This is a genomic window from Pantoea sp. RCC30.1, assembly GCF_058148845.1.
Map to the genome: position 1 here is coordinate 345,440 of NZ_JBXUHX010000001.1, position 22,817 is coordinate 368,256.

At 55.3% G+C, this 22,817-nt stretch carries 23 protein-coding genes and 1 pseudogene; 9 read left to right on the forward strand and 15 right to left on the reverse strand.

Annotation, left to right across the window (positions count from 1 at the left end; all coding sequences use genetic code 11):
- Positions 1-6: 6 nt before the first annotated feature.
- On the reverse strand, positions 7-915 hold the full coding sequence (locus AC2LB6_RS01680) for a polyprenyl synthetase family protein (protein ID WP_490092302.1): 909 nt from the start codon (positions 913-915) through the stop codon (positions 7-9).
- A gap of 209 nt (positions 916-1,124) precedes the next feature.
- The gene (locus AC2LB6_RS01685; protein WP_490092303.1) at positions 1,125-1,655 is read right to left on the reverse strand and encodes a YtfJ family protein; all 531 of its coding nucleotides are present in this window, start codon (positions 1,653-1,655) and stop codon (positions 1,125-1,127) included.
- Between the two features lie 173 nt (positions 1,656-1,828).
- Here AC2LB6_RS01685 and AC2LB6_RS01690 point away from each other — a divergent pair, with 173 nt between their 5' ends.
- Positions 1,829-2,056, forward strand: coding sequence for a hypothetical protein (locus AC2LB6_RS01690; protein WP_490092153.1), 228 nt, complete (start codon positions 1,829-1,831; stop codon positions 2,054-2,056).
- Between the two features lie 51 nt (positions 2,057-2,107).
- On the opposite strand, the gene AC2LB6_RS01695 is transcribed toward AC2LB6_RS01690, so the two are convergent.
- From AC2LB6_RS01695 to AC2LB6_RS01705, 3 genes are all read right to left on the reverse strand, one after another.
- Complete coding sequence (locus AC2LB6_RS01695; RefSeq protein ID WP_490092154.1) at positions 2,108-2,785, reverse strand: pirin family protein; 678 nt, start codon at positions 2,783-2,785, stop codon at positions 2,108-2,110.
- A gap of 126 nt (positions 2,786-2,911) precedes the next feature.
- Positions 2,912-4,642: a DUF2534 family protein gene (locus AC2LB6_RS01700; RefSeq protein WP_490092155.1), complete on the reverse strand. Its 1,731-nt coding sequence runs from the start codon at positions 4,640-4,642 to the stop codon at positions 2,912-2,914.
- Positions 4,643-4,687: 45 nt separating this feature from the next.
- Positions 4,688-5,107, reverse strand: a complete 420-nt coding sequence (locus AC2LB6_RS01705) for a DUF2946 domain-containing protein (RefSeq protein WP_490092156.1) — start codon at positions 5,105-5,107, stop codon at positions 4,688-4,690.
- A gap of 219 nt (positions 5,108-5,326) precedes the next feature.
- Here AC2LB6_RS01705 and AC2LB6_RS01710 point away from each other — a divergent pair, with 219 nt between their 5' ends.
- Together AC2LB6_RS01710 and AC2LB6_RS01715 are read left to right on the forward strand one after the other, a co-directional pair.
- Positions 5,327-6,265 carry a D-2-hydroxyacid dehydrogenase gene (locus tag AC2LB6_RS01710; protein ID WP_490092157.1) on the forward strand — a complete coding sequence of 313 codons (939 nt, stop codon included), beginning with the start codon at positions 5,327-5,329 and terminating at the stop codon, positions 6,263-6,265.
- A 213-nt stretch (positions 6,266-6,478) separates the two neighbouring features.
- Positions 6,479-7,396 (forward strand): annotated as a pseudogene (locus tag AC2LB6_RS01715) (Rpn family recombination-promoting nuclease/putative transposase).
- A gap of 137 nt (positions 7,397-7,533) precedes the next feature.
- Here AC2LB6_RS01715 and glsB read toward each other — a convergent pair.
- From glsB to fucO, 5 genes are all read right to left on the reverse strand, one after another.
- Complete coding sequence (gene glsB / locus AC2LB6_RS01720; RefSeq protein ID WP_490092158.1) at positions 7,534-8,487, reverse strand: glutaminase B; 954 nt, start codon at positions 8,485-8,487, stop codon at positions 7,534-7,536.
- Between the two features lie 44 nt (positions 8,488-8,531).
- Complete coding sequence (locus AC2LB6_RS01725; protein ID WP_490092159.1) at positions 8,532-9,731, reverse strand: CynX/NimT family MFS transporter; 1,200 nt, start codon at positions 9,729-9,731, stop codon at positions 8,532-8,534.
- A 174-nt stretch (positions 9,732-9,905) separates the two neighbouring features.
- On the reverse strand, positions 9,906-10,076 hold the full coding sequence (locus tag AC2LB6_RS01730) for a YdgH/BhsA/McbA family protein (RefSeq protein ID WP_165439248.1): 171 nt from the start codon (positions 10,074-10,076) through the stop codon (positions 9,906-9,908).
- Positions 10,077-10,180: 104 nt separating this feature from the next.
- Positions 10,181-10,354: a GhoT/OrtT family toxin gene (locus AC2LB6_RS01735; protein ID WP_008924737.1), complete on the reverse strand. Its 174-nt coding sequence runs from the start codon at positions 10,352-10,354 to the stop codon at positions 10,181-10,183.
- A 320-nt stretch (positions 10,355-10,674) separates the two neighbouring features.
- Positions 10,675-11,823: a lactaldehyde reductase gene (fucO, locus tag AC2LB6_RS01740; RefSeq protein ID WP_490092160.1), complete on the reverse strand. Its 1,149-nt coding sequence runs from the start codon at positions 11,821-11,823 to the stop codon at positions 10,675-10,677.
- A 258-nt stretch (positions 11,824-12,081) separates the two neighbouring features.
- On the opposite strand from fucO, the gene AC2LB6_RS01745 reads away from it, so the two are divergent.
- Positions 12,082-13,719 (forward strand): dihydroxyacetone kinase subunit DhaK, encoded by a 1,638-nt coding sequence (locus AC2LB6_RS01745; protein ID WP_490092161.1) that lies wholly within the window; start codon positions 12,082-12,084, stop codon positions 13,717-13,719.
- Between the two features lie 5 nt (positions 13,720-13,724).
- Here the strand turns inward: AC2LB6_RS01745 and AC2LB6_RS01750 are convergent, their stop codons facing one another.
- A complete protein-coding gene (locus tag AC2LB6_RS01750; protein ID WP_490092162.1) occupies positions 13,725-14,603 on the reverse strand; it encodes a LysR family transcriptional regulator in 879 nt (292 codons plus the stop codon).
- A 257-nt stretch (positions 14,604-14,860) separates the two neighbouring features.
- Between AC2LB6_RS01750 and AC2LB6_RS01755 the strand changes: the two genes are divergently transcribed.
- The gene (locus AC2LB6_RS01755; RefSeq protein WP_090964613.1) at positions 14,861-15,409 is read left to right on the forward strand and encodes a YbhB/YbcL family Raf kinase inhibitor-like protein; all 549 of its coding nucleotides are present in this window, start codon (positions 14,861-14,863) and stop codon (positions 15,407-15,409) included.
- Between the two features lie 52 nt (positions 15,410-15,461).
- Here AC2LB6_RS01755 and AC2LB6_RS01760 read toward each other — a convergent pair whose 3' ends face one another.
- Complete coding sequence (locus AC2LB6_RS01760; RefSeq protein WP_490092163.1) at positions 15,462-16,328, reverse strand: alpha/beta fold hydrolase; 867 nt, start codon at positions 16,326-16,328, stop codon at positions 15,462-15,464.
- Between the two features lie 175 nt (positions 16,329-16,503).
- Here AC2LB6_RS01760 and AC2LB6_RS01765 point away from each other — a divergent pair, with 175 nt between their 5' ends.
- Entirely contained in the window at positions 16,504-17,091 is a 588-nt protein-coding gene (locus AC2LB6_RS01765) for a CGNR zinc finger domain-containing protein (RefSeq protein WP_490092164.1), read from the forward strand.
- Positions 17,092-17,144: 53 nt separating this feature from the next.
- Here the strand turns inward: AC2LB6_RS01765 and proP are convergent, their stop codons facing one another.
- The 3 genes from proP to AC2LB6_RS01780 form a co-directional block, all read right to left on the reverse strand.
- A complete protein-coding gene (gene proP, locus AC2LB6_RS01770; protein WP_490092165.1) occupies positions 17,145-18,611 on the reverse strand; it encodes a glycine betaine/L-proline transporter ProP in 1,467 nt (488 codons plus the stop codon).
- 58 nt (positions 18,612-18,669) lie between these two features.
- A complete protein-coding gene (locus tag AC2LB6_RS01775; RefSeq protein WP_490092166.1) occupies positions 18,670-18,834 on the reverse strand; it encodes a hypothetical protein in 165 nt (54 codons plus the stop codon).
- 86 nt (positions 18,835-18,920) lie between these two features.
- Entirely contained in the window at positions 18,921-20,099 is a 1,179-nt protein-coding gene (locus tag AC2LB6_RS01780) for an aminotransferase class I/II-fold pyridoxal phosphate-dependent enzyme (RefSeq protein ID WP_490092167.1), read from the reverse strand.
- Between the two features lie 219 nt (positions 20,100-20,318).
- Here AC2LB6_RS01780 and AC2LB6_RS01785 point away from each other — a divergent pair, with 219 nt between their 5' ends.
- From AC2LB6_RS01785 to AC2LB6_RS01795, 3 genes are read left to right on the forward strand one after another with little or no spacing between them, the layout of a single operon-like run.
- Positions 20,319-21,131, forward strand: coding sequence for a MetQ/NlpA family ABC transporter substrate-binding protein (locus AC2LB6_RS01785; protein ID WP_490092168.1), 813 nt, complete (start codon positions 20,319-20,321; stop codon positions 21,129-21,131).
- Positions 21,128-22,153 (forward strand): methionine ABC transporter ATP-binding protein, encoded by a 1,026-nt coding sequence (locus tag AC2LB6_RS01790; protein WP_490092169.1) that lies wholly within the window; start codon positions 21,128-21,130, stop codon positions 22,151-22,153. The genes AC2LB6_RS01785 and AC2LB6_RS01790 overlap by 4 nt, the downstream gene beginning before the upstream one ends.
- Positions 22,146-22,814, forward strand: coding sequence for a methionine ABC transporter permease (locus tag AC2LB6_RS01795; protein WP_490092170.1), 669 nt, complete (start codon positions 22,146-22,148; stop codon positions 22,812-22,814). The genes AC2LB6_RS01790 and AC2LB6_RS01795 overlap by 8 nt, the downstream gene beginning before the upstream one ends.
- Positions 22,815-22,817 lie beyond the last annotated feature (3 nt).

A 22,817-nucleotide genomic window follows, 5' to 3' on the forward strand; every position in this document is an offset into this window, starting at 1 on the left:
GCATCCTTAACTGACGGCAGCGAGTTTTTTCTCAAACCAGGCCTGAACAAAATGATGAGTGGCATAACCGTCCTGGCAGGCCGAGAGCAGATGCTCACTGGCGCAGCGCAGGTGGTCGCGCAGTCGCGTTTCAACCGCCTGTGGACCGAGCAGATTTACCAGCGTCGATTTCCCATCATCCTGATGGGCATCTTTACCGGTATCGGCCATGCCGTCGGTGAGATCGTCCAGCAACTGGAAAGCCTGACCGAGATTCAGCGAAAACCGATGCAGCTGTTCGCGGGCTTCTTTCGGGGCTTCGGCCACAATAGAGGCCATCTGCATCGAGGCGCAGAACAGGGTGCTGGTTTTATAATGATTGGTCATCAGAATGGCGTCGGCGCTGCGTGGCTTGTCGCCTTCTGAGATATCTTTGAACTGCCCCTGGACCAGTCCCTGCATCCCGACCGCGTGGGATAACTCCGCGACCGCGTCTGCTCTGGCGGCGGCTGTTAAGCCCTCTGCCATTGCGACCAGGCCAAATGCTTTACTGAGCAGGGCTACTGCGGCCAGAATCGCCACATGTTCGCCATACTGGCAGTGAATGGTTGGACGTCCGCGGCGCAGCTGCGCATCATCCATGCAGGGCATGTCATCCAGAATCAGAGAGGCGGCGTGCACCATCTCAACCGCACAGGCGAGATCAAGCAGCCCTGCGGGTGTGGCGTTGCAGCCGAGATCGCGCGCGGCCAGCAGCAGCAGCAGCGGGCGAATACGCTTTCCCGGTGCCAGCGCACCGTCGCGCATTGCAGCGCCCACTAAGTCACGTTCACTTTCAACCGGTAAAAGCTGATCAAGCCGTTGCTCAATATCGTTCAACAGGCTGACTGCATCGCTGGGGTTGAAATTGACGTGTTGTTCTGCACAGACCGTCATCATGGCTGTCCTTATCTACAGAGGAAGTCACAGCAGGTCGAAATTCTTCGATGCCATCTTCAATAATCGTCCCCGACTGCCACAGCATAGTTGGCAGGTTTTCAAAGAACGGCGGGTAATTCCATTACAATTAAGCATAGTCCACAGTGTTAAAAATGTCGGCAAATTCAGCAGCATTCCGCGTTTTGCAGCCGGCCATTCTGCCTGAATCAGCCCAGTAATGCGCGCAGCTCTTTCATCACGCTGGCGACATCCTCATCAGATAGTGCGCCATCTTTAGCGAAGCGCACAATCCCTTCCTGATCAATGACCACGACGGACGCGCTTTCCGGCTGAAGATGCCAGCTGTGAGCCGTGACGCCGCTGCTGTCGATAATGAATTGCTGCCAGGGTGCCGCTTTTTTACTGGAGGCGATGCTGCGCACCACAAAAATGGCACTACCAGGCAGGGCATCGTCAGTATTGACGATGGTGGTGGTCTGGAATCGGTCGCGTGGCAGGCTGGCCTGCTGAATGGCTTTGATTAGGGGTTCGCTCTGATCTTTCGCAGAAAGACGGCCCGCCACATGAATCACCAGACGCACTTTTCCGGTCAGTGTCTGACTGTCCCAGCGCTGATAATTGATGTCGCCCTGATTCAGCATCATTTCGCCTTTATCAGCAACATAGACGGGTGGGACAGGCTGGCCTGTGGTCAGGGTGTGAGCAGTGGCAAAGCCGGAAAACAGCAGGGCAATCATCAATCCATAATGGCGCACAGGTTCCTCACTTCTTTTCTCAGTTTGCGTCAGGCGAGGCGAGCTCTCTCATCAGCAGGCAGAAGATTAGTACCACATTTATGTTTCAGATCAATAAAAGCATTTAAGAACTGGACTGAAAATACGGGTGAGGATTTGTTTACCGGAGGTGCTAAATGAGTACATCACTGATGACGTTACCTGAATTTGCCCGTTATATCGGGATAGCCACGCCAACGCTGGCGCGCGCCTTTTGCTGCCGGGGATCGCTGGCGGGTGTGCCGCTGCCACAGGCGCTGGATAATGCACCGCTGACGCAACGCCACTGGCTGCGCGACGATGTCTGTCAGTTTGATCATGCCTATAAACGGGTCCAGGCGATGCAGCAACGTAAAATACTCTAAGCGCGAAACACGCTAAACAAAGGAATAGCGCGGGAGTTTTCCCGCGCTTTCTTATGCAAAATTATCGGACTTCACCAGGAAGCAGACCAGATTGGCATCCCGATCGCCCACGATCTCAATGCTTGAATCCAGCCCACTGACGGCATCACCGCGACCCAACCGGTGATCGCCGATGCGAATAATCCCTTCAAGCACGGTAAGGTAAGCGACAAAACCCGGTATCGACGGCACGTCGAGCGTATGGTTGCGCTCCAGCAGCGTGTCGTAGATATAAACTTCCTGGCGCAGTTCCAGCGGGGCGTCAGACTCTTCCGGCCCGGCCAGTTCGGTCCAGCCATTTGTCATGATGCCCTGATCGCGCTCCAGCACCTGGGTCATTGCTTCACCGCCGGGCTGTGAGGGCCGGATAACGGCCTGCAACAGCTCCGCTTCATACAACGGCACCGACTCTTCGTACTGAACGCCATCACCTGCATTCACCACCATCACCCGCTTTGCGGAGAGCTGGGTACGCTCGCCGTTGCTATCCTGATGTTGCATCGAACCGCGCCAAAGATAAGTGAATACTTCTTCATCCTGATGCTCCTGCATCGGAATCCGGGCATCCAGTTTCAGCGACATCAGGTCAACACTGACCAGGGGGCTCAAGGTCTCACCAGGTCGCTGACGACGGACGGTAAAAGGACCGTACTCAAACAGTTGTTCAGGATTCGCTCGCACAATGTTCATGATTAGCTCTTAAAGAAAGTGTCTGATAACAACGATCATAGACTTCAGGCAGAGAATGAAAAGCCGGGATATTTGCCCGGCTTCGTCAGTTATTTTGATTAATGCACAATTTGCCGTGCTGGCAGCTTATTTACCCTGTTCGTCACTCTCACCCAGAAAGAAATACCAGAGTGGAATCGACAATAGTCCGGTGAAGACCGTGGAGTAGAGCAGGATCATCATCGCCTGGGTGATATACATGGTCAGCGACCAGTGACTGAAGGGGATCTGATACTGATCGATCACGCCGCCAATCATCGCATTGGCCATCACTGTAATGACAATCAGCGCCAGCACCGTCACGCTGCGCAGAAAATAGCGCATCTCTTTACGCTTACCGGCAAAGCGCGACTGAACGATAGCCAGCGGCGACTGTTTATCCGGCGCAATTTCTACCCGGACGACCGACGCACGCTGCGCGCTACGCCAGCGCTGAATATCCAACAGTATCAGTACCAGCAGGCTGACACCCATCACGGGCAGGGCATAGCCCAGCGCCAGCATCACGATCAGGCTGGTGCCCTGCGCATAGCGCGGCAGTGCCAGCCAGGCGGATAACAGCGTCTGCGATGGGCTGAGTTGAGGAACAGCCGGGCGGCGTATCCACCACATTCGGTAGCCCAGCACAATCATCGTGCAGAGACCAAAGCCGAACAGTGCCAGAATCAGCTGGTTAGGCAGGCCAAACAGCACGCCCATATGAGCATCCACGCCCCAGCGGGTCAGTTTCGCCACCATTGGGAAGCTGGCGAACTCAACACGATCGACCACGCTGAAATTAACCGGATTGATGGAAACTGCATCGACCTGGCTCGGCCAGCTGCGATCAATCTCTGAAACCGTCCATGCCTGTTCAGCGTTCTTAGGCTGGCGCAACTCCAGTTTCGTGGCGTGAAGTCCGGCCTGACGTGCAGCCGCCAGTGCCTGATCCCAGCTGGCATTCGGCTGGTTCAGGATCACCGGCGCCGCGGTTTTCGCTGGCATGGTCATCCCGGACATCGTCATCCCTTCCATCGCACCACGATGGTCAGCATGTGGGTCGGCGGCTTCGGCAGGCGCATTACCGTTCAATGCAGTATTGACCTGCGGCGTTGTCCAGCCGAAGTCGCTGCGCATTTTATCAATGTTGTTGCCCGCCCACTGTGACCAGGTCAGCCCGGTGACTGAGAAGAAGACAAGGCCGACGGCCAGTAGCAGACCCAGCGTAACGTGCCAGTGACGCATTGCCGCAAAGCCGCTGCGTACTTTCTTACGGGTGCGTGGCGGGCGGGTGCCGGCCCATAAAACTATCCCACCCAGCGCGGCGACCCACAGCCACGAAGCCGCCAGTTCGCTGTAGTTACGGCCAAAATCGCCCAGCAGCAAGCCGCGATGCAGCTTATCCAGCCACATGCGCAGCGGCAACACGCCGCTGGTGCCATACACCGTCATATCGCCTTTCACCTGCAGGGTGTAGGGATCGATAAACAGCGATCGCGACTCAGATGGACCCAACTGAGGCTCAGCAAATTGCACACGGGTCGTATCCTGCGGGCCCGGTGCGGGACGCACGGCGTAAATGCGTGCGGTTTCACCGGCCCGGGCACGAGCAGCGGCAATCTGGGCTGACAGCGGTTGTGCCACACCTTGCGCGTCAGTGGTCAGGGCATCGTGGTAAATCGCCTGTTCCAGCTGTGGCGTCAGAACATAAAGCGTACCGGTGAGGGCGGCGACGAAAATAAACGGCGCAATGAACAGGCCAATATAAAAATGCAGGCGGCGAAAAAGATTAAAAACGGTGCCGCCTGGTGCAGGGGACATTTCCCGATTAGAGGACATAGCATTCCACACTTTTGAAAAGACAAAGGCGATTTGGTGACGTTGTCACGTAATCGAATCAGTAAGCAGTGAGTGTGACGCAAAACAGGGTGGTGCCCGCGGTCGGTGAAGGCGCAATAATCGTCGCCATTGAGGCGAATGAATGGCAGAAGGCGGCAGGGCGCGGCTGATAAGGCTCATCCACCAGATAAACGGGATAAAAACCCAGAGCATCAGCGGCACATGCACCAGTAAATCGCAGTAGCCACAGGCAAAGCCCGAACCCATCATCATCCCGTGATCTGCCATCGACATCTCGCTGTGATGATCCATCATCGGCATCTCTGCGCTCATAGCCGAGGCATCCTGCAGTGTGGCGCGATGTTCAGCCAGATTCTTTGAGATCATGGGAGCAACAAACAACAGCAGCACGGCCAGTATCGCAATACCGGCAGTGAGTCGTTGTCTGATGGAGGATCTCTGCATTATTTCAACGGGCGCAAGGGGTCAGAATTCAGGGCGGCAGTGTAACGCGAAGGGAATAAAAGGGTTAAATAAAGTGGCATCTGTTCCGAAAAAATTCGCACTCTTTGAACATATTCACTTTAATTTCAGCATCATTTAACTTAGATGTTACCCACAGAACACATACAAATAACATTAATGATTCGGCTGCGTTTAAACCGAACCCATAAAGGACTGAGAATGAAAATTGTAATGCTGGATGGCAACACGCTGCCTCTATCCCTGCCGACCGGGCAGCAGAATGCTGACTGGGAGATTCGGCCCCAGACGTCGGTCAGTGACATCGTGTCAGCGCTTGCTGGGGCGACTGTCGCTATCACCAATAAGGTGCCGCTGCGAGCTGATACCCTGGAGCAGCTACCCGAACTGCGCTTTATCTGTGTTGCGGCGACCGGTTATGACTGTATTGACCTGGACGTCTGTCGGGAACGTGGCATCGTGGTCAGTAATGTTCCTGGCTACTCAACCCAGAGCGTTTCAGAGGCAGTAATCGCAGCGATTTTTGCCCTGTGCCGTCAGATGATGGCTTATGCCAGCAATACCCGCATCGACTGGCCGCAGGCTCAGCACTTCTGTCTGCATCGTCAGCCGATAGCGGACATTGGCGGCGCCACACTCGGTATCGCGGGCAGAGGTGATATCGGTCTGGCGGTCGGCAGGCTAGCCCAGGCCCTGGGTATGCAGGTGCAGTACGCCGAGCGTAAAGGCAGTGACAGAGTGCGTGAGGGTTATGTCAGCTTTGAGCAGATGCTGGCGACCAGCGATATTATTTCGCTGCATTGCCCATTGAGTGAAAGCACTCGTCAGATGATCGATCGTCAGGCGCTGGAGGAAATGAAACCGCATGCGCTGCTGATTAATACCGCTCGCGGCGGACTGGTTAACGAGGCCGATCTCGCCGACGCGTTAAAACAGGGTGTTATCGGGGGCGCGGCGCTGGATGTGCTGAGCAGCGAACCGCCCGCAATCGATAATCCGCTGCTGGCAAATCTGCCAAATCTGCTCCTGACACCGCACATTGCCTGGGCAAGTCGCAGCGGCGTGGATAATCTGGTAACGGGTGTGATGGCTAATATCTCGGCCTTCATTCAGGGCGAACCGGTTAATGTGGTGAGCTAAGCCTGGCGGAATAGTTTTAATGCCCGGCATGAGTTGATATTCAGAGCAACCTCGTAGAATTCAGGTAACGCGTTTTACAGGGTTTATTAATCAGGTTATTAGTTTCGTTATCTCCATCAGTGTTTTAAACGTTCGTGCGCTACAGGAATTAGCGCCTTTTACTGGCTGAATCAGCCGTTGTAAGCGCTTCAGGAACAGAAAGGATTCTGGCCAGTGAAAAAGAAGAACAGCACGCCCACGCCTCATGATGCGACATTCCGGCAATTTCTGACTCAGCCGGATATTGCCCGCGATTTCATGGTACTGCACCTGCCGCCAGAGTTGCGCGAACGCTGTGATCTCAGCACGCTGAAGCTGGAGTCGGGGTCGTTTGTGGAGGATGACCTTCGGCAGTACTTCAGCGACGTGCTTTACAGTCTTAAAACAACCGCTGGCGATGGATATATCCATGTACTTATTGAGCATCAGTCAGCACCTGACAAACATATGGCATTTCGGCTGATGCGTTATGCAGTGGCTGCTATGCAGCGCCATCTTGAAGCAGGGCATAAGAGATTGCCGCTGGTGATACCCATCCTGTTTTACACAGGCAGACGCACTCCCTATCCCTATTCGACCCGGTGGCTGGATGAATTCGACGCTCCGGTGCTGGCGGACAGGCTTTACAGTCACAGTTTTCCGCTGGTCGATGTCACGGTGATTCCTGACGATGAGATCATTCAACACCGCAGCATGGCGGCTCTGACCCTGCTGCAAAAGCACATCCGGCAGCGGGATATTGCAGAGCTGATGGACAGGCGGGTATCCATTTTGATGGCAGGCGATCACTCTTCATCACAGGTGATTTCGCTGGTACACTACATGGTTCAGGCAGGCGAAGCATCTGACGCCAAAGCCTTTGTACTGTAGCTGGCACGGCGTGTGCCCCAACACGAGAAGGCGCTTATGACTATTGCACAACAGCTTGAGCAGATAGGGCTTGAGAAAGGCATCGAACAGGGACGAAAAGAAGGTGTTCGTGGGGCGAGCCTGAGAATTGCCCGCACCATGCTGAAGAGTGGGATGGATCGCCATACCGTTATGCAGATGACCGGTCTGAATGAAGACGATCTGGCGCAGATTTCGCACTAAGAAATTTTTTGAGTGCTGATTATCGCTTAGGGCTCAAATCGCCAGCGCACTGCACTGAAAATATAACATCAGCTTCCGGAACCCTGGGAACCCCATCGCCTTTCATTAAGGCGTGCCTGTTATGTGCGCGCTCAAAATCAAAATATTGATCGACCCAGCTTGTCGGTCAGCAATTCCAGCACAGCGGTTCCGGCCAGCGAATTACCTGCACTATCCAGGCCGGGTGACCAGACGGCAATGCTCATTTCGCCAGGAATAATGGCAATAATCCCGCCACCCACACCTGACTTAGCCGGCATTCCGACACGCCATGCAAACTCGCCTGCGCCATCGTACATCCCGCTGGTAATCATCAGCGCGTTAATCTGCCGCGCCTGACGCGGTGTGATCATCTGGCTGCCATCCAGCGTTTTACCCTGATTTGCCAGATAGATAAACGTGCGGGCCAGCTCAATGCAATTCATCGACAGCGAGCAATAGTGGAAATAGGTCTGCATGACGCTGGTGACATCGTTATCGAAATTACCAAACGACTTCATCAGCCAGGCGATGGCGGCATTGCGGGCAGAGTGTTCAAACTCCGAGCGGGCAACGTGGCGATCATAATTGATATCGGGCTGCTGGCTCAGCTGGCGCACAATTTCCAGCATTCGCTGACGTGGGGCGGTCAGTCGGGTTTCAAGCAGATCGCAGATCACCAGCGCACCGGCATTAATAAACGGATTGCGCGGCTTGCCCTGTTCCAGCTCCAGCTGCACCAGCGAATTAAAGGGTTGGCCTGACGGCTCTTTACCGACCCGCTGCCAGATTTCGCTGTCCTCATAGCGGGTCAGCGCGACAGTCAGTGACAGCGCTTTGGAGATCGACTGAATCGAAAAGCGCGTCTCAGCATCACCTGCCTGAAAAAGCGTGCCGTCACGCAGGCAAACCGCAATCGCCAGGTTGTCGGCCGCCACATCCGCCAGCGCAGGAATATAGTCAGCCACCTTTCCCTGATGAACCAGCGGACGCACCTGGTCCAGGATCGCCTGCAGCAGAGCATTATTCAGTTCAGACACGCACCTTCTCCCGTCGATTCTCGCTGTCCGCATCCGCGGCCGGCGAATCATTAATTGTTAGCGGCTGGGCCGCAAGTTCAGCTGATAGATTTTGGCTGCGCTGCCAGCGGAGCCAGCAGCATCTGCAACAGGCTCAGCAGTACCAGCACGCCGAAGGGCAGTGTCCAGTTACCGCTCTGCTCATGAAGCATGCCAAAGAACAGCGGCCCGAGTGCCGCCAGCGCATAACCCACACACTGCGCCATGCCCGACAGTTGTGAGGCCTGGCGATGATTGGTGGCTCGCAGATTAAACAGCGAGAGGCAAAGCACCAGCGATGCGCCCGCGCCCAGTCCAGCCAGTGTCAGCCAGAGGGCGGCCCACTGCGGATTAAGCAGCAAACCCAGCATGCCGAGGAAAATACCCGATGAGGCAATAAATGCGGTGAACCGGGCATCTTTGACCCGTTTCAGCGCCATCATACAGCCCAGGTTAGCGACGATAGCTATCGCCTGATACCAGAATAGCAGCCAGCCCGCACTGGCCTGACTGAAGCCATTATCCTGAGCAAACACAGTAAACCAATCGATCAGGGTATAAAACGCCAGCGACTGCAGCGCCATAAACAGCGCAATCTGCCAGCCGCCCGTCGAGCGCCACGGATGACGATGGGCAACAGGCGCGTCGTCGGGCGCTAATGTTGACTGCCGCTGACGTAACAGCGGCAGCCAGGCAAGCAGCGCAACCAGCCCCGGCAGCGCCCAGACCACCAGCGAGAGTCGCCAGCCCGCCGTGGATAAATGGCTCAGCGGCACGGCAATGCCGGAAGCCAGACTGGCGGTAATCGACATGGTGGCGGCATACAGGCCAATATATTTGGCGGTGTGGGCGGTGAAATCGCGTTTAATCAGTGGCGGGAGCAGCACGTTGGCGGCGGCAATGCCTGCACTGAGCAGCAGTGTTCCGCCCCATAATGCCGCTTCAGCCGGCTGCCAGCGCAACAGCGAACCGGCCGTGATCAGGCACAGCGCGCCCCATAAACTGTGCTCCAGGCCGATGCGATTTCCCAGCCAGGCGGCGGGCGGAGCGAGCAGGGCAAACAGCATCAGGGGAATAAAATTAAACAGTCCCGCTTCACCGGCGCTGAGACCAAAGGTCTCGCGGATATCCTGCAGTACCGGACCCGCGACGGTAATTGGCGCACGAAGATTAGCCGCAGTGAGCAGCAGGACGAACAAAAAAAACGTGGCGCTGGAAAATGCAGCGAGAGGTTTAACTGGATCTTGTACAGGCATCATGGCAGGGATCATCACAGGCAGCATTGCTGCGGGGGCGTTGCTTGACGTTAACGCTTACGCATCAGAATTGATGTCTGGGCGCTACTTTACTGACCGGTTAGCGGAGTGTAAAGCCTTGTAATGCTATGAGATAGCGCAAATGCGATCTCGCAGCACTGTTGGCCGATTTACCGATCAGTGGAATTCAGGTTCAGGGAAGTGACCGCAGTCATTCTGGCTGGGATTGGTGCCGGGCTGGCAGGTCTGCTGACGGGTTTCGGCCGCCGGGACCGGTTTCTCAGCGTGCCATGGGGCACTGCAGGCACTGAGGAGAGAAACCAGAATCATCACACTGACAACGCGCATAGCCGCTCCTTATTAACCGTCATGAACAGGGCCACGTCGGTGATCAGCGGTTTGCAGGTCAGGGACGTCTTACCTGAGTGTGGTATCTAAGGGAATATTGTCAACTAAAACAGCGCAAACATCAGGGCGACAGGAAAACTCATCGGCCAGGTGGCACCCACCAGAAAGGCGCTCAGCAGTTTGATGCTCAGCTTATCTTTGGCGATGAAGAACGTGATCAGCGTAGCGACCAGTGCAACAACGGCATAGAAAATAAGCATACCCTGGTACAGTGTCATCGATATCTCCGCAGCGTCATTAAGGTTTTCGCTGCGCATGATGCGGATTTTTGTGATCCAGATCAAGAGGGGCGGCGTTTAGGATCTAAAGAAATCATGGTTTAAGCCCGTAATTCCGTCTCTGAACTGCACTATAACAGCAGGCGATTTCAGGCTGAAACGGGGTCGAAATAACGCAGAAAACCCCTGTGCGGCCGCCACAAACGCCCAGAGATCATGCCTGGCGAATGCTCCCGGATTAACCGTTCCCATGATGTGAAAAAAGCCCGCCAGCGTGGACGGGTACGTTATCGGCAGTGCATAACTAAAGGGTATGCGCTTTAACTCTGGTGGTATAACGCCATCACTTCCTCCAGGTCCGGATTACGTGGGTTGCCGCCGGTACAGACATCATCCAGTGCCGCCTGTGCCAGAGAAGGGATATCTACCTCTTTCAAGCCCACTTCACGCAGCGAGCGGGGAATACCTACATCGCGACAGAGCTGACGAACCGCGGCGACCGCCGCTTCCCGCGCCTGATCCAGTGACAATGACTCGACCTGTTTCACACCCATTGCGCGGGCAATGTCGCGATATTTATCGCCAGTGCACGAGGCATTCCACGCCATCACCTGCGGCAGCAAAATGGCATTTGCTACGCCGTGCGGAACATTGTAAAAGGCGCCCAGCGGGTGTGCCATGCCATGCACCAGACCAAGACCGACATTGGAGAAACCCATACCGGCCACATATTGTCCCAGCGCCATCTGCTCAACCGCCTCAACATTTCCTGCCACCGATTCGCGCAGTGACTGGCTGATAATCTCAATGGCTTTGAGGTGCAGCATATCGGTCAGAGCCCAGGCACCGCGTGTGATGTAGCCTTCAATGGCATGGGTTAAGGCATCAATACCCGTCGCAGCCTTCAGCGAAGCTGGCATGCTCGCCATCATCTCCGCATCAATAATTGCCACTTTCGGGATGTCATGAGGATCGACACAGACAAACTTACGGCGATTCTCTTCATCGGTAATGACGTAATTTATCGTCACTTCTGCGGCTGTGCCTGCGGTTGTCGGGATGGCGATGATCGGCACGCACGGATGGCGGGTGGGGCTGACGCCTTCCAGACTGCGGACATCTTCAAACTCAGGGTTATTAATAATAATGCCGATAGCCTTGCTGGTATCCTGTGGTGAACCGCCACCGATGGCGATCAGGTAGTCGGCTCCTGACTCTCTGAACACCGCAACACCCTGCTGCACAACCCGAATGGTAGGATTCGGCACCACCTCATCATACACCGCCCAGTCAAGCTGATGTTGCGCCAGCAGATCGGTCACCCGCTTCAGCGCACCCGCCGCGACCAGCGCTTTGTCAGTAACGATCAGTGCTTTTCGCATCCCGCGACGTTGCACCTCTTCCGGCAGATGGCGCAAAGCACCCGCACCAAACCAGGCGGTTTCATTGAGAATCATACGTTGGGTCATTAAAACATCCTCTGTTAACAAATGAATTTTTACCATCCGTGATCCCCGGTTCATGTTCTGCGCAGAACCTCTCACTTTCAGGTAAAGACATTTGATAAAAATCAATCAATTAGCAAAAATCACTGCGCCTGTACCAGCTTGTTTTCGTGCGGTATGTCTGAAATCAGACTACAGACCTGTTGATGGGTTTCTCACTGTCGTCAGTGGTATGTAACACTGCTTCATCAGCAAACACGTATGCCTATGAGGAAAAAAGACATGACCCGATTCGTAATGAATAAAAAGGATGATCTCGTCGACAGCGCGTTAGATGGCATGATTTACGCCAGCCCGTGGCGCAACCTGGTGCGGCTGCAGGTCGATCCGCGCATTCGCATCGTGATGCGCAAGGACTGGAACAAACAGCAGGTCGCGCTGATCTCCGGTGGCGGTTCAGGTCATGAACCGGCGCATGTTGGTTTTATCGGCAAAGGGATGCTGACGGCAGCCGTCTGTGGCGATGTGTTTGCCTCTCCCAGCGTGGACGCGGTTTATAACGCCATCATCAACATCACCGGTGAGGCGGGATGTCTGCTGATTGTCAAAAACTACACCGGCGATCGACTCAACTTTGGGCTGGCGGCTGAAAAAGCACGCAAAGCAGGATTCAGCGTCAATATGGTAATTGTCGGTGATGATGTTGCGTTGCCCGATAATCCTCAGCCACGCGGCGTAGCGGGCACGTTGCTGGTGCATAAAGTGGCGGGCTTCGTCGCAGAGAGGGGTGATGGCCTGGCAGCGGTGACCGAGGCAGCAGAGGCAGCCAGTCGTGCTATCGCTACCATGGGCGTTGCGCTCTCAAGCTGCCATCTGCCGGATGAACAGACCGGCCAGCGGGTGCCAGGTGGCAGCGTTGAAATGGGGCTGGGGATTCACGGCGAACCGGGTGTTGATGTAATGCAGACGCAAAACAGTCAGCAGATTGTGAAGCATCTGCTGGAGAAAGTGATGCCGCGCAACGACCAGCCACGCGCGCTGTTAGTCAATAATCTTGGCGGCATGTCCGCGCTGGAGATGAGTCTGGTCACGCGGGATCTGATTGAGTCGCCGCTCAGCCGGGGCAGTGATTATCTGATTGGCCCGGCTCCGCTGATGACCGCGCTGGACATGAAAGGCTTTTCCGTCACCTCCATGACACTGACACCGCTGTTCGAAGAGGCGATCTGCGCGCCGGTTGAGGTCACCGGCTGGGTTCAGGCGGTTAAGATCGCGCCACTGCAGCCGGTTAACGCGACAAAAGAGGCAACAGCGCATCCGGCTCAACCCTCAGATAACCCGACAGTAGCTGCGTTTGTTAACAGCATCTGTGAAACCCTGATCGCCAGCGAAAGCGAACTGAACAAACTGGATGCGCAGGTCGGTGATGGCGATACCGGTTCGACCTTTGCTGCTGGAGCACGCCAGATTCAGCGCGAATGTGCAGATAATCAGCTGCCGTTAAATGCCTTGCCCGATCTGCTCGCGGTGACGGGTGAGCGACTGGCGACGGTGATGGGCGGCTCCAGCGGCGTGCTGATGGCGATCTTTTTCACCGCTGCTGCGCAGCAGCTGGCCGAAGGGGATGCGCTGCCCGCGGCCCTGCAGCAGGGTCTGGAGAAGATGAAGCAATATGGCGGGGCACAACCAGGGGATCGCACGCTGATTGATGCGCTGCAACCGGCTATCGAGGCACTGGTGGCGGGTAAACCGCTGGCAGAGGCGGCTGATGCGGCACAGCAGGGCAGTGATGCAACCGCCAGTATGGGGAAAGCAAAAGCGGGCCGCTCATCTTATCTTAACAGTACTAACCTCAACGGCGTGTCTGATCCGGGTGCCGTCGCTGTCGCCAGAGTCTTTGCGGCATTAAAAAAACTTTAGTGCTGTCACGACGCTAAACGCGCCTGGAGAAAGGCCAGTAACTGGCGGTTTACTTCGCTGCGCTGACGGTGCTGCGGGTAAACCGCATTCAGGGAGAGCGGGGGCGGCAGATAGTTGTCCAGCACGGTCACCAGCTCACCGCGTTGCAGGGCTGTCTCAACAATAAAGGCGGGTAACAATACCAGTCCTAAGCCTGCCAGTGCGGCATCACGCAGGACCTCGCCATTGTTACTCACCATCGGGCCCTGCACCGCCAGCCACTTCGGTTTACCATTGACCTGCAATTCCCAGCCATTCTGACCTTCCCGTCCGTAGCGCAGACAGGCATGTTGCAGCAGGGCTTCTGGCTGCTGCGGGGTACCCGCACGTTCCAGATAGCGGGGGCTGCAGCAGATAACCCGCTTCAGCTCGCCGAGCGGACGGGCAATCAGCGTGGAATCAGCCAGGGTACCGATGCGAATCGCCATATCAACGCCTTCGCCAATCACATCGGCATAGCGGTCAGCCAGCTCAATATGAAACTGCAATGACGGCTGATGACTCAGAAATTCAGCGATCAGGGGAGAGAGGTGGCTCATGCCAAAGGACATCGGCAGATTGATCCGGAAGGTACCGCGCAGCGTCTGCTGCTGCTCTGACACCGCCAGTTCTGCTTCCTGAATCTCATCCAGAATGCGCTGAGCATGTTGCGCGAACAGTAAACCTGCATCCGTTACAGACAGTTTACGGGTATTACGGATCAGGAGTCGTACTCCTAATGACGCCTCCAGCGCGGCCATGCGGCGACTGACATACTGTTTCGATAACATCAGATGCTCAGCCGCTGCAGTAAAGTTGCCAGCATGCATCACGGCGACGTAAATCCGGAGATCTTCAATCTGCATAGTGTCCACTTATCGGTGACAGTGACGATGATAAAGGCGAAACTTCAGCCAGAGGAGTTAACTTATATCGGGTAATACGTCACAGGGCAACGCGTCAGGACTATCAGCCAGCGCGACGGAGATCATAGATTTGCCGTTTCCTTACCCCTGAACGGGCGGTCAGTCGGGTCAATCTCATTAAAGCCGTTATAGTAAACAGGCAGTGACGCAATCCATCCGGAACATAATCTCTTGATTAATCTGAAAAGGAGTGGCTGGTGAAAAAATTACTCTGTGCGACGGTGCTGGCCGTTTTGCCAATGACTACGCTGGCGGCGTCGGTGTTTACGCTGCAATCACAAGACTTCAGCGATAATGCGCTACTGGATAAAAAGTTTGCCGGTGCCAATAAAAGTAATCCTTCCTGTACCGGTGAGAATATCTCTCCCGAACTTAACTGGTCTGCGATTCCGGCAGGCACCCGCAGTCTGGCCCTGCTGATGACCGATCCGGTCGGGGCCAAAGGACTCGGCGTTACCCACATGGTGGCCTATAACATTCCCGCCAGCCGCTCGTCATTTGCGCAGGGAGCCCTGACAAATGGCAAGGACTACACCGGCGGAAAAAATACCCCAGGAACACTGCACTATTATGGCCCTTGTCCGCCGGCAGGCAGCGGTCTGCATCACTATAACTTTGTGCTGATCGCCACCGATTTGCCGGTGGGTCAGTTGAAAGCGGGGTTAACCCAGGCAGAGCTGGTTGCACAGTTGAAAGGCCATGCGCTGGGCGCGGCCAGCACAGTCGGCCGCTTTAGCAATGAATGACCTGCACGTTTGCAGAGACAGTGCTGAATAGCCTGCCTCTGCACGCAGCGGGTCAGTCGCCACTGAACATTTCGCGGATGCGCGACGCAATGTGATGGGTGTGCGTCTCCAGCGCGAAGTGGCCGCTATCCAGCATCTCAACCACCGCCTGTGGGTTATCACGCTGCCATGCCACGGCGCCCGGTGGAATAAAGAAAGGATCGTGCTTGCCCCAAATCACCAGCGTTAGCACCTGCTGCTGGCGAAAGAACGCCTGAAATTCCGGATATCGTTTCAGATTGCTGGCGTAATTGAGAAACAGTGCCTGCTGGATATCTTTGTTGCCGGGGCGCTCCATCAGCAGCGTATCCAGCGTATAGGTTTCAGGGGCGATCTGCTGCGGATCGCTCACTCCATGCAGATACTGCCACTTTACCCCTTCCGGCGTCAGGATGGCGTCTCGGATCACCTGACCATTTGCTTCGCTGGGATCGTCCCAGTAGGCGCGGACCGGCGCCCAGGCCTCTCCTAATCCCTCCAGATAGGCGTTACCGTTTTGTGATATTAGTCCGCTGACACGATCGGGATAAGCCAGCGCCAGTCGCAGACCGGCAGGTGCGCCATAGTCGAAAACATACATCGCATATCGCTCCAGCCCCAGTGCATCGACAAAGGCGGTCAGCGTCTGACCAAGCGCATCGAAGGTCCAGGAATAGTTGCGCTCATCAGTCACTTCAGTGAAGCCAAAGCCCGGCATATCGGGTGCGATGAGATGAAATTTATCGGCCAGAAGCGGGATCAGATCGCGGAACTGGTGTGAAGAGGTGGGAAAGCCATGCAACAGCAGCAGTACCGGCAGAGAAGGATCGCCTGCTTCGCGATAGAAAATATTGACGCCATCGGCCTGCTGGTAACGGTACGAAATAGATAGATTACGCATGCTGAACTCCTGTAACTGGTTAAATGATGTTTATGGGGTTACTGAGGGTCATTATGCAGCCAGAATGTAACCTGTCAAAGCAATTTATAACGGTTACAATAAGTGCTGTGTAACTACTCAAATCGTCCTCTGTCGGTTACAGTGGCATAGAAGATTTAACAAGGGAGGCAAGAACATGGCGGAAACGCAATCACACACCGCCCAGGGACCGTGGTTTCTGGCCGATCATCCGGCGCTGGATTTCATTAATACTTTTGCCATCGTGGAAGGCCAGCCGCACGACTTCTGGCAAACCGATCAGGATGTTGAAGCCTGGCTACATCAGGCAGGACTGGAACCAGACGCCCCGGCTCCGCAGTATGAACCGGGTGCGCTGTTGGAGGCGGCGCGTCAGTTACGTCAGATCATTCGTGACAATGTGCAGCAGCACAAAGCGGGAGAGGACGTTGATATTCAGACGTTGAACGCCTGGCTCGGTGAAGCGGCCAGCCATCTGCAAGTAACCGGGGAGCCAGGTGCCTTACAGATCAGGCGGGTCTATGCGGGGCACAGCGTGATGCAGCGGCTGGGACAGGTTGCGGAACAGGCTGCGATGTTGCTGGCGCAGGAGGACTTCAGCAGAGTCCGTGGCTGTGAACATCCCGCCTGTACACTGTGGTTTTACGATCGCACCAAAGCGCATCGTCGTCGCTGGTGCAGCATGGCGCTGTGTGGCAATCGGGCGAAAGTCGCGCGTTTCAGGGCAGTTAAATCAGGTGGGTAAACAGACCGTACGGCAGATAAAAAAACACCCTGCATAGCAGGGTGTCAGGGGACTTATTTCGCGGCTGTCGTGGCAGGCTTGTGCCGGTTACGCAGCTTGTCGATGAGGCGATGCGCTTCCGCTTTGGTCGCTACCGCAGGGGATGAACCGGTCAGCGGTTGACGGGCCGTTTCACGTACCGTCAGGATAGTCAGCAGGCCAATCACGCCCGCGCCCATCATGTAGTAAGCCGGCATCATATTGTTTTTAGTGGTATCCACCAGCCACGCGGTAATCAGCGGTGTCGTACCACCAAACAGCGAAACCGACAGGTTGAAGCCGATGGCCAGCGCACTGTAACGGATATCGGTGGTAAACAGCGCCGGCAGTGTCGAAGGCATGGTGCCGCTGAAGCAGGTGTGAAGCACACCCAGAATCATCAGGCCGCCAAAGACCGCCCACATATTACCGGACCCGATCAGCATAAAGCTCGGGATGGCGAGCAGGATCAGACCCACCGCACCAAAGGCAATCACCGGACGACGACCAATGCGGTCAGTCCAGCGACCCCACAGCAGCGTCAGCGGCATCATCACGAACATCGCCACCATCACCAGCAGCAGGCCACTTAACTCTGGCAGACCCAGCACGCCGGTCAGATAGCTCGGCATGTATGAGGTCAGCATGTAGTTAGAGACGTTAAACAGCAGCACCAGACCGATACATTTCATCATCGGCGCACGGTATTTGCTCAGCATCTGCATCAGCGTCAGACGCGGCTTGCTTTGCTCCAGCGCTTCCTGTTTTTCCATGTGCTGCTGGAATGCCGGGGTCTCTTCCAGCTTCAATCGCACATAGAGACCAAACAGGCCCAGCGGCGCGGCGATAAAGAACGGCACGCGCCAGCCCCAGGACATCATGGCTTCATTGGACATCACGGTCGTCATTACCGTCACCAGGCTGGCACCCATCAGATAACCGCCGATGGTACCAAACTCCAGGAAGCTGCCCATAAAGCCACGGCGTTTATCGGTCGAGTACTCTGCGATAAAGGTCGCGGCACCGCCGTATTCACCACCGGTCGAGAAGCCCTGAATCAGACGTGCCACCAGCAGCAGAATCGGTGCCATGATGCCTATTGAAGAGTAAGCCGGGATCAATCCGATACAGAACGTACCAATTGACATCATGATCATCGTCATCGCCAGTACTTTCTGTCGGCCGATGCGGTCACCCAACGGGCCAAACACCAGACCGCCAATCGGACGCACCAGGAAGGCCGCCGCGAACGTACCAAAGGTAGCGATCAGCTGCACTGCGTTGTTGGCATCCGGAAAGAAGACTTTGCCGATGATCACGGCGAGGTAGCTGTAGACGCCAAAGTCGAACCATTCCATTGCATTACCTAACGCCGCTGCGCCAACCGCACGCTTCAGCATGTCGTTATCGATCACGGTAATGTCGTCGACAGTCAGCTCTTTAGGCTTCCTGTTCCAGAAATGTTTCTTTGAGTGTTCAGACGATGAGTTTCTGGTGTCCATATTCTCCTCAGGTGCATCAATGAAGGAGTCTTATAGCTTTCGCAGCCGCAAACAATGTTCAGAAGAAACCGTGGAAATGAAAGCTATAAGAAGCCGAATAAGTTTTAAGTGAAGCGGCAGAAACCGCAGCCGCTAAACCATAGACTACCATTGTAAGTTTTTGCAAGTTTTCAGCCGAAATAACTGCATTTACTGACAAATCCAGCATGGTGAACTTATTCACGCCTGCTTACGTACCTGAACATTTGGTAATATCGCGTGGCTATTGCTCTGATCATCTCTGGATCTGATTTCCCCGGTGCTAATGCGCTACTTAAACAGTTTCAGATCGTCGATGCGATCCAGCGCCTGCAGTAATTGCTCCGTCCCGGTTGTCAGGCTGATGCGAATAAAATCGCGCCCCGCTGCGCCAAATCCGTAACCCGGTGCTACCAGCAGATGACACTGTGCCAGTAACAGGGCGGCGAACTGCTCCCCGGTGAAACCGGCTGGCGCTGCCAGCCAGAGGAAAAAGGTGCCCTGACGGGCGCGTACCGGCCAGTGCATCGCTGCCAGCCTGGCTAAAATCACTCTGCGCCGCTGGTGGTAATGCTCTGCCAGCAATGTGAGTTGTTCAGCGGGCAGTGATAACGCGGTGATGGCGGCATCCTGTAACGCGCCATAAACCGTACTGTAGCTATGAGTATGAAGTTTTTTAAATGCCGCTATCATCGAGGCGTTTCCCACCGCAAATCCCACCCGCCAGCCTGCCATGAGTGCGCTTTTTGACAACGTGTAGATTTCCACGCCCCAGGCTTTGCCATCGGGCTGTGCCAGCAGACTCAGCGGCTGTTCTCCCGACTCACTGCCCAGCGTGGCGTAGGCAAAGTCATGAATCAGCGGAATATGATGCTGGCGGGCGAACGCCAGCGCGTCACTGAACAGCGCGGGTGTCGCCAGTGCGCCGGTGGGATTATGGGGATAATTTAGCAGCAGCAGACCGGCGCGCGCCGCGATCTCGTCTGGCACCTCGGTGAAATCGGGCAGGAAAGCATTGCGCGCCTCCAGTGGAATGCCATAAAAATCGGCACCTGCCTGACGGGCCGCTGATCGGTAGAGCGGATAGCAGGGATCGGTAGAGATCAACACCTGACCCGGATTGAGCAGGGCGCGGGGAAAACCGTTGACCCCAATATGCGCGCCCTGGAACAGCGCCACTTCGGTTTCAGGATCGATCGTGACGCCGTAGTGACGCTGGTAAAAGGCGGCGATAGCACGACGAAGCGCGGGTTTGCCCCAGAACGAGGGATACTCATGGTTCTCCGGTTTCTCTGCCGCAGCCTGTAATGAAGTGATCACTGCGGAAGGCGTCGGCTGACGCGGACTGCCTGAAGAGAGATCGATCAGCGGTAACAGCGCATCATCCAGTTGTGATGCCTGCTTTTCCAGCATGCTGAAGAGGTTCTCTTCCAGCCCTGCGACCATCTCTGAAGCTGCAAACTCCGTCATATCTCTCCCGCAATAAACAGTGTTAATCGGGGAAGAATGACACAGCCGACATTAAATTCTTTAGCAGAAATAACGCTGTCCTTTGCAGGGATTCGAATATTCAGCGTGTGACTATCGTTAGCATAAATAAGCCAAAGTCGGGGCTGGGTTTTGCCTGTTCCTGTCTGCGATGGCTGTGATTAAATCGAGCGCTCTCACAATAATGAATCAGGGCAAACAATGCAGATCACATCCCGGGGAATAATTCTGGCACTGACCACCGCCAGCCTGTTTATTTCTGCCGCTCAGGCAGCCGACCAGAAGAAAATACGGATTGGATTTAATCCAGGGCCTTATAAAGAGCAGTTTGAAAAAGGCGTTGCGCCCTTATTAATCAGGCAGGGGTACACCCTGGAGTATAAAGATTTCAGTGATGGGATTCAGGTTAATGATGCCGTCCATCGCGGGACGATTGACGCCAATATCATGCAGCATCCCGTCTATCTGAAGTCGGTTAATGACCGGCTTGGCATCGATAACGTTGGCATTGTGCAGGTGCCGACCCCGCCAATGGGGCTCTACTCTGAGCGGGTGAAGACGCTGACTCAACCCGCGCCGGGCAGCACGGTCTCTGTGCCAAACCAGCCCTCAAATGAGTACCGGGCGGCGCTGTTACTCCAGAGCATCGGCTGGCTCAAAATCAGCCCCAATAGCGATGCTGCTACTTTTTCGCAGAAAAATATCACGGAAAACCCCTACAAAATCGTGCTCAAAGAGATGGATAACGCCCAGCAGGTGCGTGCACTCCCCGACGTTGACTATGGTGTCATTCAGGGCAATTTCGCAGTATCCAGTGGCATAAAACTCAATTCGGCACTGAAACTGGAAGCGGCAACCAGCCAGTTTATTAACGTGGTGACGGTCGCCGGTAAAAATAAGCAGGCTCAGTTCGCCCGTGACATTATTGCCGGCTATCACTCAGCAGAATTTAAAACGTACATCACCGGTAATGCGCAGTATGCGGGCTATCTGCTGCCAGATTATTTCAAATGAGCCAGGTAGCCATTGCGTTTAGCCATGTCAGCAAAACGTTTGCGCGTAACGGTGCAGAAGTGCAGGCGCTGAAAGAGATTAATCTGCGTATCAACCAGGGTGACATCTTTGGCGTGATCGGCACCAGTGGTGCCGGAAAAAGTACGCTGCTGCGCCTGATTAATCACCTGGAGACCCCCACATCCGGCTCGGTTGAGGTGCAGGGTGAAGTGTTACAAGGGATCAGCAAAAAGCGCTTAATTCAGGTTAAAAAGCAGATAGGCATGATCTTCCAGCACTTCAATTTGCTCAATGCCCGAACGGTGTTCCATAACGTCGCCATCCCACTGATTTTGCAGGGCCGGGATAAAGATTTTATCGCCACGCGTGTGGCGGAGCTGCTGGCGTTTGTTAACCTCAGCGACAAAGCCCACAGCTACCCGGACGAACTCTCCGGCGGTCAAAAACAGCGCGTCGGCATTGCCCGCGCGCTGGCGACCAATCCCGCGATTCTGTTGTGTGATGAGGCGACCTCCGCGCTGGATCCCCAGACCACGGTGCAGATTCTGCTGTTGTTACAGGAGATTAATCAGCGTTACGGCATCACCATTGTCCTGATCACCCATGAGATGTCGGTAGTGCAGAAGATCTGCAACCGGATGGCGGTGATGGAGCAGGGCTGTATCGTTGAACAGGGCGATGTCCTGTCGCTGTTTGCTGAACCGCAACAGTCGGTAAGCGCCAGCTTTGTGCAGTCCGTCATCCACGATCGCCTGCCGCAGCAAACCCTGGCGCTGTTAAGTGAGCATCCGGCAGTGGACGTGTTGCGGCTGGAGTTTGTCGGCAGTACGGCACAACAGCCGATCATCAATCGCCTGATCCGTGAACATGAGGTTGAAGTGAATATCCTGTTCGCCAGCATGACCGAAGTACAGCGTACCATTCTGGGTTTCATGATTGTGCAGATCAAAGGCGAGCCCGCCCGGCGCGAGGCAGCCATCCAGTTTCTCATCGCGACCGGAGTGAAAATCAGTGATGTCTGAACTCTTTGAAACGGCCGTTACCGGCGATCAGTTCCTGACGGCGATGCAGGACACGCTGATCATGGTGGCGCTGTCACTGGGCTTTGGTTCGCTGCTGGGCCTGCCGCTTGGCATTGTCCTGGTGATCTGCCGTCCGGGTGGGATACAGCCAAATCGGCTGGTACATCAGTTGCTGAACCCGATCGTAAATATCATCCGTTCACTGCCGTTTATTATTCTGCTGATCACTATTTTGCCGCTGACGCGCCTGCTGGTGAACACCACCATCGGTACGGCGGGGGCCATTGTGCCGCTGGTGATATTTATTGCGCCCTATATTTCACGGCTGGTAGAGAGTGCGCTGCTGGAGGTGGATGAGGGCATTCTGGAGTCAGCTAATGCGATGGGTGCCACCACACTGCAGATCATCTGGTATTTCATGATACCGGAGGCCGCCTCTTCGCTGGTGTTAGCTCTGACCACCGCCACTATCGGTCTGCTGGGTGCGACGGCAATGGCGGGCACGGTGGGCGGCGGTGGCATTGGCGACCTCGCCATTACTTATGGTTATCAGCGCTTTGATGCCTTTGCCACGATCTCGACTGCGCTGGTGCTGATTGTCATTGTCCAGCTACTGCAAACCCTGGGTACGCGCCTCTCGCGCCGTATCCGACGCGAGTGAGCC